The following is a 14,464-nucleotide window of genomic DNA, read 5'->3' as shown; positions in this document are numbered from 1 at the left end:
GTCTGCTACGCCGACATTATGTCATATTCACTTCGTGCATATGAGTCTCCGACGGAACTTAGCGCCCGAATTTCTGCGGTGGACGCAGAAATCGGTATGCGCAGTATAATGTCTGCTACGCCGACATTATGTCATATTCACTTCGTGCATATGAGTCTCCGACGGAACTTAGCGCCCGAATTTCTGCGGTGGACGCAGAAATCGGTATGCGCAGTATAATGTCTGCTACGCCGACATTATACCACACTCTTTTCAGTCTGCATATATAAGATTTTCTTACTTCTTAAGGTTTTAAAGGGATTTCCAGGACCGAAAACCGACAGTTTCGTCCAGCCCCCTCACAATCTGCCGGGTACTACAGCTCAATCTCCACCTCATATTTGTCATCGATTAAAACAGAATCACATCCATACTTCGCACACATCTCCCTATTATATGCATTATCCCTGATTAACAAATCGCGGCTGCAGTAAGAGTCATCCAGTCTTCTTTCAATCACATTGGCAAAACCGGCAATCTCAGAGAAATGATTCTCAATATACCTCCGTGACATTACCAGGCAGAAAAACCGGATTTCCTTTAAGTAATCCTCTGCAAAATCCTCTTTCCATGAAAAGGGAATATACACGCCTTCCACAATCAAATTCTGATGATTCTCAACCGCTGTCTTAACCATCTCCCTGACAACAGGCCAGAGATACGTCACAAGTTCCCCATCCTCCTCCGGCGTCAACTCAGTCCTCCCGCTCCTGATTAGTCCCATCTTCAGCAAATCAAGCGACAAATACGGATAACCATACCGCTCCAACAACCTCTGAGCCAAAAACGTCTTCCCCGTATGCGATGCTCCCGCAATCAAAACAACCATAATCTCCCCTCCTGATCATCACCTTTAGTCAATCCTTCATCCAAACATCCCAGCACCTTCAATATCCCTATTTTACCACCTCCAAAACAATATATCCATATATCGCTTTTACCAATACCGTATCACCATACACTAAGTTCCCACTCCCCCAGCCCTATATAGCCAACTTCCTCATATCATACCTTCACATATTACTTCTCCCTATAGCATATCTCCACATATTTTCCTTCCTCTCCCTACTATCCATCACGCTCCCGACATAAAATGAGTCGGCACGCCCCCTCTTTCTCATTTCTCTCACCATTTCATTTCTCACTCTTATTCCTTATCTCTTTTCCCTTCTCTCTTTTTCCTTCTCCCCTCCTCCCCCAGAAAAAAGAGGCCCCGCCGGGATCCGGAATGGGGTGGACAATAACCTTCGCGTTTTGAGTCCCGGCCGCAGCCTGTCCGGGACTCAAAACCCACCTCCTCCCACTAACCACCCCATTCCCCCCATCCTCATTTTTCACAACCATTTCCCTATTGTCTTTTCCTCCGAATTTTTCTATAATTGCATATATGCTTGACGGCTCCGCCGTCGGAAGGAGGCAGTACTATGAGAATTGTTGGGATGATACCTGCAAGGCTTAACTCCACCCGCTTTCCTGGTAAAGTTCTTGCCCTGTTAGGAGACAGGCCCCTGTTCTGGCATGTTTACCATGCGGCAGTTTCAAGCGGTATGTTCGACGCCGTCTACGTTGCATCCGGCCACGAATCAATCCGTGAAGCATGCGGAGAATATCAGATTCCCTGCCTGACGACCGGTGCCGGCCACCAGAATCCCACCTCGCGTATCTGTGAAGCCGCAGGACAGGTGGATGCCGATCTCTATGTTATGATAGGAGCCGACGAACCGCTGCTCACTCCGGCAGATATCAAACTTGTGACGGAAAAAGCGGTGACGGCCACGACAAGCCCGGATGCGGAGGACAGGCCCTTTGTGGTAAATGCCATGGCTGCGATTTCCTCTGCCCCGGAAGTATTTGACTGCGCCAACATAAAAATCGTATGCAGCGGCAGCCAAAAAGGCCTTTACGCCTCCCGCAGCCCCATCCCCTATCCGAAAGGCAGCCTCGATTATCAGTATAAGAAGTTCGTCAGTATCGGCGTTTATACGAAAGAGGCCCTGAACTTTTTTGATTCCACCCGTAAAGGCCTGCTGGAAGAGATAGAGGAGTTTGATTTACTGCGTTTCATGGAACATGGTAAAACCGTTTTATTTGCAGAAATCCCCGGTTCCACGCTTTCCGTCGACACTCCAAAGGATTTGGAGAGGGTCAGGGAACAGTTCGCGGCCAGGGAGAATCATTCATTGTAGTTATTGATAAAAAGGAGTCTCACACAAATGCCAGTTAATCAAAAGAAGATTCCGGAAAACCGGAAACCTAAAAGTAACCGCCGATACCGCGGCATCATTTTCGATTTGGACGGCACTCTGCTCAATACCGCAGAAGGCGTTCTGGAAAGTGTCCGCTACACCACCAGGATGATGGGATATGAAACACCGGATGAGGATGTGATGCAGACCTTTATCGGTCCGCCGATCAAACACTCTCTTATGCAGGTATATGATATCGATGAGGAGGAAGCGGTCCGGGCAACCGAAATTTTCCGGGACCGTTATAAAGACCACGATCTTCTGAAGGCCTCTCCCTACGAGGGCCTGATGAAGCTTCTGGAGGATTTGAAAAAAGAGGGGTATCTCATCGGCGTTGCCACGCTGAAACGGGAGGATTACGCAGTCACTCTTCTTGAGCATTACCACATCAGCGACTACTGCGACTGCATCTGCGGCAGCGATTTTGCCAGCAAAATGCAAAAAACCGATGTGCTGAATAAATGTCTGGACGGACTGAACCTGTCGCCCGGTGAGGCCGTTCTGATCGGAGACACCGCTTCTGACGGCAATGGCGCCAGAAAGGCGGGAACCGATCTGATTGGGGTAACCTATGGCTTCGGCCCCTCCACACCGGACGGCTGGAAAGAGTTTGACCCCGTTTATATAGCCGGTAAACCGGCAGACATTGGATTGTTTCTGGGCTTAGAGCCGGAAACCTGAAGGGAGAAACACTTATGAAAGAAGTAAAATTACTCGACTGTACGCTGCGCGACGGCGGATTTGTCAACGACTGGAATTTCGGACACGCTAACATTGTCAATATATTTGAACGCCTTATCAGCTCGGGTGTGGATACGCTGGAAATTGGTTTTCTGGATGACCGCCGTCCCTTTGACATAAACAGGACGATCATGCCCGACACGAAAAGTGCAGACAAAATTTTCGGAAAGCTCAGTAAGGGCGATGCGATGATCGTCGCCATGATAGACTATGGAACCTGCGGCATCTCAAACATTTCCCGCCGTGAGGAGACTTTTATCGACGGAATCCGGGTGATCTTTAAAAAGCATGTGATGAAAGAGGCAATCGACTACTGCCGTCAGGTTAAAGAGCTGGGGTATGACGTATTTGTACAGGCCGTCTCCATCACCAGCTATTCCGACCGGGAAATGCTCGATCTGATCGATCTGGTAAATGAGCTGGAACCCTATGCCCTTTCCATTGTAGACACTTACGGCCTGCTGCACCAGGAGAACCTGCTGCACTATTTTGAACTTTTAAACCATAATCTGAAAAAGGAAATCGGAATCGGCTATCACTCACATAACAATTTCCAGTTAGCCTATTCCAACAGCATTGATATCCTCCGTGAACCTGCCGACCGCATGGTTCTGGTCGACGCCTCCTTATACGGGATGGGCAAAAGCGCGGGAAATCTTCCGCTGGAGCTGATCTCCATGTACATGAACACCTGCTTCGGAAAGAATTACAATACTGCCCAGATGCTGGAGGCCATTGATATCAATATCATGCCGTTTTTCAGGAAAACCCCATGGGGATATAACCTTTTCTTCTATATCGCCGCCTCCAACAACTGTCATCCAAGCTACGTAAAATTCCTGATGGATAAACAGACCCTGTCCTTAAAGGCCCTGAACGGGATCCTGGACAGCATCGAACCCGAGAAAAAACTGCTCTACGATAAAGAATATATCGAGCAGTTGTACCGCACCTACCAGAGCACGGATTGCAACGACGAGGCCGACATAAACAAATTGACCGAATGCCTGGCGGGCAAACCCGTCCTTCTCCTGGGGCCCGGCAAAAATATGGAACTTCAAAAAGAAAAGGTGCTTTCTTACATTGAAAAAACAAAACCAGTCATTATTTCCGTGAACTATATTCCGGACGGCATTTCCATCAACTATGCGTTTTTGAGCAACTCCAGACGCTACGTCCAGCTCGGCAGCCGACTGCTGGAGCTCTCCGATTCACCGGAAAATGCAGTCAGGGTCATTGCGACATCCAATGTCACCAATGTAAAGGATCGCTTCGATTACACCTTAAACTACAGCTCCCTGATCGATCTGGATGCCGAGATTATTGATAATTCATTCGTCATGCTTTTAAATGTGCTCGTTAAAACAGGCGTACGCCATGCCGCATGTGCCGGTTTCGACGGATACAGCTATCACGGTGACAACTATTTTAACGCAGATATGGATTACCAGATTGCCCGGGAGAAATCACAGGGCATCAACCAGTATGTCAAAGACACCCTGAACCGTTTATCCGGAACCCTGGATGTTGAATTTATTACAGATTCGCTGTATCAGCGTTAATCTGCCAAGGGCAGCCCTGACGTTACTGTTCACTCCGTGTACGGTAATGCCCTAACCCCTGCACACCGCGGGGGCTTTGGCTGCCCTGTTTTACGGGCGGCACCTGGCTGCGCACAGACGTAACTCTCTCCCATTCTCCTCCTCACTTCCTTAAGTCCTATTTCCTTCCATCCTTACCAGCAACCTGCACTATCTTTTTCCTCACCTGATAAGCTATAATCACAACGTAATGCAACGATGGATTTTCGGCCAGAGACATTTAACGAAAAAGGAGAGATTAAAAAATGCGCAAGCAAACAAAATTAATGGCTGTATTATCCGCTGCGGCAATCATGGCTGCGGCTGCACCAATGGCAACAAATTACACAGGTATCCACACATCTTATGCAGCAGCTAAGGGTTGGGTAGAAGAAGACGGCAGCTGGTTCTTCTATGATGAAGACGGCTACAAAGAGACAAACACCTGGAAGAAGAAAGACAGTGACTGGTTCTACCTGGATGAGAACGGCGACCTTGCCGTAAGCCAGAGAATTGACGAGTATTATGTTAACTCCACAGGCCGCATGGTGAAAAACCAGTGGGTATCCGTGGACAATGACGAAGAATACGACAGTCCCGACGCCCCAGGCGGAGCGAACTGGCACTATTTCGGTAAGGACGGCAAAATCGTCACTTCCAAATGGATGACCATAAGCGGCAAGACTTACTACTTCGACGAGGACGGCCAGATGCTGACCGGGCTTGTAGAAATTGACGGAGCTACCTACTATCTTGGAAATGAAAGCGACGGAGCCAGAAAGACAGGCTGGGTACTTTTAGAAGAAATGACTCACGATACAGACGATGAAGGCATCTGGTGCTATTTTGACGAAAACGGAAAAATGATTACAGACCAGATGGATAGAAAAATAAACGGTAACTACTATACATTCGTTGACGGCAAGATGCAGACAGGCTGGGTTAACGTAACCGAAGCCGGATTTATCTCCTCTGCGGCGGCTGCCACAGAAAGCGAAGCAACTCCTGCTCTTTCCTTAAAGGATTTCCGCTACTACGATGAAGCGAGCGACGGAAAAAGAGCAACAGGCTGGTACACAATTGAAGGGGCTCCCGGAATCAACGAGAGCGATAACGAATTTACCTTCTACTTTAAAAACGGCGAAGCTTTCCACGCTGAAAAAGGACTTGAACTTTTCACTATCAACTCCAACAAGTACGCTTTCAACGAAAAGGGTGAAATGCAGACAGGCATTCAGGTTCTGACCGATGGTTCAGGAAAAGAAGTAACATACTATTTTAACGAAAAAGGTGAAATGCAGACAGGAAAACAGACGATTTACGATGAAGACCTCGAAGAAAACCAGACATGGTACTTCCATGCAAAAGGTTCTCTGAAAGGACAGGGATACCACGGAGAACGTGATAATCAGGTTTATTTAAACGGACTTCTCCAGAAAGCCGATCCGGAACTCCGCTACGAGCCGGTAACGGTTGGTGAAAAACGCTACCTGGTTAACACAAGCGGCAACATCCAGAAAGCATCCTCTACTTCCACTTCCTCTGCAAAACCGGAGTTAGGAAAAGGCTTTAAAGATATCAAAGATACAAATGAAACAGTCTGGACAGTTGACAGTTCAGGAATCATCCAGTAATATATTAATATCATCCGTTCATAAATACCGTAGGCCGTTTCGACGGAACCGCGGTATTTTTTTTTATCTGCGCAATGTTTTCCTGGCTTGGCTACGAATCGTATGCGAATGTTTGTCATTGCTTCATATGGCATGAGAAGCACAGAGCACGGCCTGCAGGCGGATGTTGTCAATCGGATGAGGGAATTTACCCGCGGGGCTGTCCGGCATCGTTACGGTATGCTTAAAGGGGGCACAGAGGGTATCCCGGTTCTTAATTCCGGCAGGAAATCCGTACGGGCTGGTAAAAATGCCCCTGACACCTCCATCACAAAGCTTTTATAGAATATTTTTTTGATCGGCTCTTTTTTTGTTCTGCCTCTCATATAATAAAACTGACAGAAAGGCTTACTGCACAAAGTTTTCTTTTATCCATACACAATTTAGGGCAAAAAGCCCGAAATGTTTCTGAAAAAATACAATTTTTCTTGTCACACTTCTTATTTTTTATACGTTTTGTATATAAGTATGGTATTTTATGACCAAATGTTGTAATGTAGATATGGAGTGGATACTATCATATTTATATCGGGTTACAAACTATCACTTAATGACGGGAGATAAAATTATGCGTGAATTGACTGTTTACTATTGTTCCAGATGCGGCCGCTATGGCTTTTACCAGGTTTCAAAAAATGCCATATGCCCCGTGTGCAAAACACCTATGACGGTCTTCCCAATGTCTTATCAAAACTTCATGGATATGGATTACAATATGCGTGACCAACTAATATCGGATCAGATAGCGGGAAATGTAACTCCTCAGACCTCAGTTGTACAGCGAATCACAGAACAAAGTAAAACATCCAATAACCGTTCCGCCATTGCGAAACTGAAAGCCAGAAACGAGGAGCTGGAATACGAAAATGAAGATCTCCACCAGAAGAATGCGGAGCTTGAGAAAACAATAGACTGGATGCACGACATGATCTGGGATTTAACCAGAAAGCTGCACGGCAACTCCAGAGAATAAGCCACAGAATTTTAGAACGTTTTATTCTTACATAATATATGGGTTCGGCTGCTATAAGCCCTGATACACTTCATACACTTTATTCAACCACCAAAGCGGTTAATGAACCACAAACATCAAAAAGGGCAAGGAAAATATCGTCTCTAACTAAAAACGGTTTTTCCTGCCCTTTTTTTACCTGCTTTTCTCATTTACGATGTAACGGCTAACAAGAAGATTCATACTTTCTTTTAACTGAACTACCGTATTGAATAAGGTATCTACTTCTTCTTTTAATTCAAAGTTCTCCTTTTCCAGTAAAGCAATTCGCCTAGCCTCCTCCATGACCATCTTCCTCCTTCATATATGTAAATCAACACATATATTTATAATATAAAACTGTTGAAAAAGAAAGGCCTTATCCACCGCAAATTTCGACAGTGTAATACAATACCTTGTTAAATTTTTAATATTCAAATCCGCCGTGTCTATTAATTTACAATACGATACAACCGATTACTTTTTTGCCAAGACTGCGTACAACATCCAGTTCCTGTTCAATTCCGGAGAACATGGAATTGCCGCGCTGCTCTACGATAACCACTGCATCACAGGAAGCCGCTTTCTTGATGGCAGAGGCATCTTTGCCAAGGTTACCGCCTACTGAGAGCTCTACGCTGCCCAGCAACGCCGCGAGGCCGGTGTGAACCCGCTCCAGCTTCTCATTGTCAACCGTACCCACAAGGATTACGTCCCTGATGCTGTCCTGTACAATATAATTGATGGCATTGGCAGCTACTACCTCGAAAGTTCTGCCGTCTTCCATCTCTCTGGCGGATGTGCCCTCCAGCTTGTCCAGCCATCTGTCAATGAAGGCAAACGCACGCTTTTTATCATTCTTGCTGAAAACTCCAAGAACCATAATACCGTATCTGCGTTTCAACTCTTTCTCGCTCACCAGCTTGTCGCTCATCAGGAAAGCTACACAGAGGAAGAATACCACCATAAATGCACCAAGCACGCCGCCGAGAACCGCATACTTGATCGCACTCTTTAAAACACTTGACTTGCTTAAAAGGCTGTTTTTAGGCTCTTCCAGCTCAGACAGCTCTTTTGTTTTCTCCTTCAAACTGATATCAAGCTGATCGGTATTGGCCGTAAATTCTGTCTGAGTCTTGTCCAGCTCCAAATCTACCGTTACGAACTGGGATTCATCCACAAGGTTGTTCTCATGCTCGCCGATTGCTTTTGTAATGCTTTCCTGGGAGGATGCAATGCTGTCCTTGATATATCCCATCACGTCACTGGCTGTCTTTCTCGTGTCTCCGATTACCGTGATATCCAGCATATTGTTGTCATAATCCGGCTCGATCTTTACCAGCTCTTTCAGATAACGGATTCCCATCTTACTGTTCATCTTTCCCAGAACATAATTGTACATCTCACCGTTCTGTGCGATGGACATATAGGCCTTCAGGATGCTGGTAGCCGTATTCGGGTTCTGATAAACCATGCCCGGCATAATTGAATAATCTGTCGAAATATAGAACGTAGCCGTCTCAACATACTCGTCATATGGATTGATATTCATCAAAATCGACTGTTCTTTATACTCTTTCTGGCTTTCAATATTATCCTGCAGATTCTGGATCTCTTTTTCCAGACGATCCTTTGTGGAGGTATACTGCTCCATGTTCATCTTGTATGTATCCTGATTCTTCTTTACATACTCCTCATCACTGAGCTGATTGATCCCTTTCACCGTTTTAAGGCCGCCAAGTAAAACAGCGAAAATCACGGCGATAATAATGATCGGACGCCACCTGCGAAGCACGGCAAACATCAAATCCTTCAAATCAATTTCCTGTTCATAATTATTGTTCGGTTCCATCGGACAAAACTCCTCCTATTGTAAATGCTTTTCTTATCTTAGCATAAACAGTAAGAATGTGCAATTGGGATTGGGCGGAAAATCCTGTAAAAAACTTTAAGATTTCCTTATGCTGTTGGTTTATGGGCGGGAACTTATTTGTCGCTTTGCCTCAGTTTCTTTCTTTGATTTGTTTCCTTTATCCTGTTACTTCCTATATATAATGCCATCCTTTTATACCGAACAAACTTAGAAGCTTATTACATCATTTAATCACGCTCTACCGAATCGGGTCCATAAGTCTTATACCGCCGTCATCTGGTCCATATAGGCCCTTTTCTGGCTCATATTGCTATGTACATAGATATCCATCGTAATCTTCACGGAAGAATGCCCCAGAATCTCTGAGAGTGACTTACTGTCAAATCCATTCTCTATCCACTGGGATGCAAATGAGTGCCGCAGGGCGTGAATATTGATGTCCGGCAGCCTGAGCTTCCTTAAAAGGTTTTTAAAGCGCCTCTGAACGCCCCTGGGCTCCATACAGCTAAGTCTCCCCGTCAGTAGATAACAGGCGCCGTCGCGCTTCTTTTCTCCCAGTCTGGGGAGCATGAAATCCGGGAGCGGAATATCGCGCTGCGATGTTCCCGTTTTCGGTGTTCCAATGTATAGACGTGTTTTAGCGGCCGTATTCTTCTGCTCTGTATTCCGAATCCGGGAAACCGTACGCCTGATATGAAGCACGCCTTCGTCCAAATCCACATCCTCCCATCTCACGCCGCACAGTTCCCCGACTCTGATCCCGGTGCTGAGTGATAACAAAAGTCCCAGCTCAAAATTCGTCCTGCATCCGGCCAGCCAGCTTAAAAGCTTCCTCCTGTTTTCCTGGCTTAAAAGCCTCATTTCATTTCCTCTGTCCTTGGGAAGAAAAAACTCCAGCGTTTCAGCCGGATAGATTCCCCTTCTCTCTCCCGTGTGGATAATACTTTTCAAAAGAAAAAGTATCAGTCGCAGTGTGTTCGCCGACAGCCCCTGTCTCTGCCTGTCCAGAATAAATTCCGTAAGAACCTCATTGTCCATCTTCTCCATTTCCACAGAACCGAGCGCCGGCCTGATATGTTTCTGGATGAGTGTTGCATAGCAGGCAAACGTACTCGGTTTCACCTGATACCTCATGGAGAGCTTCCACGCCTCGCACAGGTGTGAGATCGTGTGATTTTCTGATGGGTCAATGTGTTTCTTTTCTTCTTGTGTCATAATCCTCTTCTCCTTTGCAAATTCTTATCCAATTACGGATAGGAATATCATAGCAAAGGCTGCTCCCGACCGCATATTCAGATGTCGAATTTTGTCGAAAGGTTATAACGGATTTACTTATCCCTTATTATATTTTTCTAATACATAACTCTCCGGCATTCAATTTTTCCACACTCTGAGACAGCATATGGTTTAAAGAACTTTTCCACCTCACAAAAATAAGGAGCTAAAATAAGCTCCTTATTACCTGAAAGAAAAACTATATCATTTTTAATCAACCGTCTTTACGAATATAAGTGGGCACAATTTTTTGTACTGCAGCCTTTATATCGACCTCGTCACCATTTGCCTCTTCATAAAGTTCGTCCAGCTGTTTCTTAAACAGCTCCTCATCAAAGTCAATCGGTTTACCAATATGGATTTGCTTATTCGGCGTATCCTGGAGTCCTTCTTCGTCCATCAGAAGCTCCTCGTATAACTTTTCTCCGGGACGCAGGCCTGTGAACTCAATCATAATATCTTCATTCGGCACATAGCCGGACAAGCGGATCAGATTCTTCGCTAAATCCAGGATTTTAACAGGCTCTCCCATATCCAAAACAAAGATTTCTCCTCCCTTTGCATAGGAGCCGGCCTGGAGCACCAGAGAAACAGCCTCGGGTATCGTCATAAAATAACGGATAATATCGGGATGCGTTACGGTGACAGGTCCCCCCTCTGCGATTTGCTTCTTAAACAGAGGAATTACCGAACCGTTGCTTCCCAACACATTACCGAACCGGACTGCAACGAAATCCGTCTTAGACTCCTTATTCACCATCTGCACAACCATCTCGCACATTCGTTTGGACGCGCCCATAATGTTGGTTGGATTTACCGCCTTGTCGGTGGAAATCAGTACAAAACGCTCGACGCCACAGCGGCTGGCCGCCTTCGCGGTCTTATATGTACCAAATACATTATTTTTAATGGCCTCATGGGGGCTGTCCTCCATCAACGGCACATGCTTGTGGGCCGCCGCATGGTAAACAATGTTCGGTCTGTAATGTTCAAAAATACTGTTCATTCTGTGTGTATTGCGTACAGAACCAATCAAAACAACCAAATCCAGCTCCGGATAGGTCCGTTTCAGCTCCTGCTGGATGTCATACGCATTATTTTCGTAGATATCCACAATAATAAGCTGCTTTGGGTTATGGCTGGCAATCTGACGGCAAAGTTCACTGCCGATTGAACCGCCACCGCCGGTAACGAGAATCACCTTATTGCTGACATATCCCATAATCTCATCCAGATTAACCTGGATCGGATCACGGCCCAAAAGATCCTCAATCTGCACCTCGCGCAGTTTTGATACACTGACATCGCCATTGAGAAGCTGAAAAATACCGGGAAGAATTTTAAGCTGGCAATTAGTCTCGCGGCAGATTTCCAGTATCTTCTTGATTTCCTTAGCCGGAGCGGACGGAGCCGCTACATAAATCTTGTCGATTTTATATTTTTCGACAAGCTGGGGAATATCATACCGGTTACCGGCAATCGGAACGCCGTTCAGGAATTTCCCAATCTTATTCTTATCATCATCCACAAAACAGGCCACCTTGCCATGGGCATACTGGCTTGTTTCTATCTCCTTCAGGATCACGGAACCGGATGTTCCAGCCCCTACAATCAGGATTCTGCTGCTGCTCGTTTCACCATAGCGCTTAAATAAAGAACGGTAGATGCGGTAAGATAATCTCACCAGTCCCTCACAGCCTGTCAGGATGATAAAACTGATGGCAAAATAGCTTCTGGGGACATTCAACTGCAGCATCGTCATGCCCGCAATCTGGCAAAGGCTCGACAGCGCACAGGCGAATACAATATGACACGCTTCCCTGACTCCGGCAACACTCCACATCGAAGAATACATGCGGAATACATAGAAAATAATCAGAGTTACCAGTGTGTAGGGAACCACATACCCTGCCGCCGCCATTCTGTAATTTTCCGGGATAGTCTGGAGCCGCATATCAAACCGCATCCACAGACCCATGAAACTGCTGAACTGGATTACACATATATCCACCAGAAGCAGAACCACCATCCTGATTTTTTTATCTCTTGGCATCATTTTTTCAAACATTTTATCGTTCCTGCAACTTTTCTAAATTATATTTATCTCTTAGTAACCTGTCACCATAATTACTTCTGGGTATTCACACTCACTTTACTTATCCTGTTCGGCTGTTTCCTGTTTCTCCGAACCCTTGGCTGTTTCTGAAGCATTTTTGCACATTGCCAAACCAACTGCCAAAAGAGCCCACATAACCGGTGTCGCAATCGGAAGATTAATATTAACAAGCGCCTGTGCCCCATAGCAAACCGTTGCTCCTAAAGGAGCCAGGATCCATGGCTGTACTTTAGCATATCTGAACATTCTCGCACAACTGGATACAAGAAAGAGAATGTATGCAATCATAGTAAACGGTCCCATTGTAACAAGATACTGAAAATACTCGTTGTGGGCGCTCTCAAAAAATACGCCGTACGTATCAAGGGAGTCCTGCCTGAATGGCCAGGTAAGAATACCAAAGGTATCCGGTCCAAACCCAAACAGCTTGTGAATAAGCGGCTGCTGCATATAAGATTCCCATCCAATACGCCAGCAGTATCCCCGGTTCGTTCCCCAATTGTCGTTAAAAATCAAATACCTTGACAATGAAGAATATTTCTCCGGATTTGGCCCGAAGTTAGCATCATACAAAACCGCAATTACTGCGGCAACACCAGCCGCGATCAGGCAGAACCATGTAATTCGAAGCCATTTACCGACTTTGTCTTCTTTGTCCTTCATCAGAACACGGTCACCTATATATAATACAGCAACCAAAAGCCACAATGCAATAACAATAACTTCCAGATACTTATGCCTTACCAGTACATCGAAAATACCGCTTAATCCGATTACCTTCTCCGCCATTTTCTTATTAATCTCATCAATCACCTTAATAACCGACATGAACGAAGCTATCACCGTAATATAGCGGATTATGCCTTTTCTTGTTGCAAAAAGTGCAAGAGGAAAAAGTGCAAATACTGCCCCTAATGCCAGATAAGCATTATCACTCTGGCCTGTAATAATAGCAAAAAAACCAATCAGCAGTACAATAAAATACCAGATATTACGAAAGATATTTTTCTCTGTGGTAAAAAGTCCGCATGCCACTCCCAATACCAGTGCAACATAAGCCGTATAGGTATTAATGTTTCCAAGGGTAGACGTAAATGAATCTATTTGTGTTGAGGTAACTCCCGCCTTCCAGTGAAGAAGATCCATCCTGAAATAATCCGTAATTCCGAATAAGCAAACCAGAACTCCGGACAGCAGGAAAAGATCCAGATACCACTTTTTGATCTTTCCAAGTTTCCCGATCATAAACACGCCCAATGCATAAAGAGATATCAGGAATAAGCCACTGAATCTCCCTTCATTCCCCCAAAATGATTCAAATTTGTAATCCGATAACAATGTCGATATTGCCGCCAGGATTAAGAACAGAATCAGGAATTTGTACGCTGCCGGCTGTTTTTTTAAGCTGTCAAAGTGAAAATGACTGAAAAACCGTTTTGTGTTAACTCCGTCATATTCCATCCGGTCTACAAACAAAAATACAAGAGCGACAATCAGGCATATCACAGCCATCGCAACAACCGTTATCCAATAAAACTTGTATTTTGCCTTCAAAATATCAAAATAGTAATTATGATAATAAAGCGGAAATACTGCCAAAACAACAAATGTAAATACCGCTATAATCCCTGCAAAAACATTCCCGGCCACCTCGGCCAGAGCATTCGGTTCCTTCTTTGGTGTAGCTTTCGCCATGTGTTAAATCTCCTTATGTCTTCATAAAGCCCCTGTTTAAAGGCTTTTTACAGTATAGCATCTGTTGATTCTTAAATCAACCTTCCTGAACTCTTTAACTTCGCCGCAAGTTTTAATTTTTTATTAAGGTATTTTCTTTTTCCTCATACATTTTATATATTTTGTGCTTTTTAATTGCTTTATTTTCTTCGCCAGGTATTTTTTAAACTCTTTTACAGCTCATCATTTCCATGTA

At 45.0% G+C, this 14,464-nt stretch carries 12 protein-coding genes; 5 read left to right on the top strand and 7 right to left on the bottom strand.

Annotation, left to right across the window (positions count from 1 at the left end):
• Nucleotides 1-355: 355 nt before the first annotated feature.
• The gene (locus tag QZT18_RS06715; RefSeq protein WP_294145824.1) at nt 356-868 is read right to left on the bottom strand and encodes an adenylate kinase; all 513 of its coding nucleotides are present in this window, start codon (nt 866-868) and stop codon (nt 356-358) included.
• 305 nt (nt 869-1,173) lie between these two features.
• Nucleotides 1,174-1,377 carry a hypothetical protein gene (locus tag QZT18_RS06710; RefSeq protein WP_294145823.1) on the bottom strand — a complete coding sequence of 68 codons (204 nt, stop codon included), beginning with the start codon at nt 1,375-1,377 and terminating at the stop codon, nt 1,174-1,176.
• 86 nt (nt 1,378-1,463) lie between these two features.
• On the opposite strand from QZT18_RS06710, the gene QZT18_RS06705 reads away from it, so the two are divergent.
• The 5 genes from QZT18_RS06705 to QZT18_RS06685 all read left to right on the top strand — a co-directional run bounded on the left by QZT18_RS06705 (nt 1,464) and on the right by QZT18_RS06685 (nt 7,252).
• A complete protein-coding gene (locus QZT18_RS06705) occupies nt 1,464-2,225 on the top strand; it encodes a cytidylyltransferase domain-containing protein (RefSeq protein WP_294145821.1) in 762 nt (253 codons plus the stop codon).
• Nucleotides 2,226-2,252: 27 nt separating this feature from the next.
• Nucleotides 2,253-2,966: an HAD hydrolase-like protein gene (locus QZT18_RS06700; protein ID WP_294145819.1), complete on the top strand. Its 714-nt coding sequence runs from the start codon at nt 2,253-2,255 to the stop codon at nt 2,964-2,966.
• A gap of 14 nt (nt 2,967-2,980) precedes the next feature.
• On the top strand, nt 2,981-4,588 hold the full coding sequence (locus tag QZT18_RS06695) for an aldolase catalytic domain-containing protein (RefSeq protein WP_294145817.1): 1,608 nt from the start codon (nt 2,981-2,983) through the stop codon (nt 4,586-4,588).
• Between the two features lie 284 nt (nt 4,589-4,872).
• Entirely contained in the window at nt 4,873-6,240 is a 1,368-nt protein-coding gene (locus QZT18_RS06690) for a cell wall-binding protein (RefSeq protein WP_294145815.1), read from the top strand.
• A gap of 607 nt (nt 6,241-6,847) precedes the next feature.
• Nucleotides 6,848-7,252: a teichuronopeptide gene (locus QZT18_RS06685; protein WP_125143153.1), complete on the top strand. Its 405-nt coding sequence runs from the start codon at nt 6,848-6,850 to the stop codon at nt 7,250-7,252.
• A gap of 174 nt (nt 7,253-7,426) precedes the next feature.
• Here QZT18_RS06685 and QZT18_RS06680 read toward each other — a convergent pair whose 3' ends face one another.
• The 5 genes from QZT18_RS06680 to QZT18_RS06660 all read right to left on the bottom strand — a co-directional run bounded on the left by QZT18_RS06680 (nt 7,427) and on the right by QZT18_RS06660 (nt 14,229).
• Complete coding sequence (locus QZT18_RS06680; protein ID WP_164516871.1) at nt 7,427-7,576, bottom strand: hypothetical protein; 150 nt, start codon at nt 7,574-7,576, stop codon at nt 7,427-7,429.
• 151 nt (nt 7,577-7,727) lie between these two features.
• Complete coding sequence (locus QZT18_RS06675) at nt 7,728-9,122, bottom strand: chain-length determining protein (protein WP_294145811.1); 1,395 nt, start codon at nt 9,120-9,122, stop codon at nt 7,728-7,730.
• A gap of 282 nt (nt 9,123-9,404) precedes the next feature.
• The gene (locus tag QZT18_RS06670) at nt 9,405-10,358 is read right to left on the bottom strand and encodes a site-specific integrase (RefSeq protein WP_294145809.1); all 954 of its coding nucleotides are present in this window, start codon (nt 10,356-10,358) and stop codon (nt 9,405-9,407) included.
• Nucleotides 10,359-10,632: 274 nt separating this feature from the next.
• Complete coding sequence (locus QZT18_RS06665; protein WP_294145807.1) at nt 10,633-12,486, bottom strand: nucleoside-diphosphate sugar epimerase/dehydratase; 1,854 nt, start codon at nt 12,484-12,486, stop codon at nt 10,633-10,635.
• A gap of 84 nt (nt 12,487-12,570) precedes the next feature.
• Nucleotides 12,571-14,229 (bottom strand): O-antigen ligase, encoded by a 1,659-nt coding sequence (locus tag QZT18_RS06660; RefSeq protein ID WP_294145801.1) that lies wholly within the window; start codon nt 14,227-14,229, stop codon nt 12,571-12,573.
• Nucleotides 14,230-14,464: the final 235 nt, after the last annotated feature.

The organism is uncultured Clostridium sp., assembly GCF_900547735.1.
Lineage (GTDB): Bacteria > Bacillota > Clostridia > Lachnospirales > Lachnospiraceae > Otoolea.
Note: the sequence above shows the minus strand (reverse complement) of the source record. Positions and strands in the feature narration are given on the sequence as shown.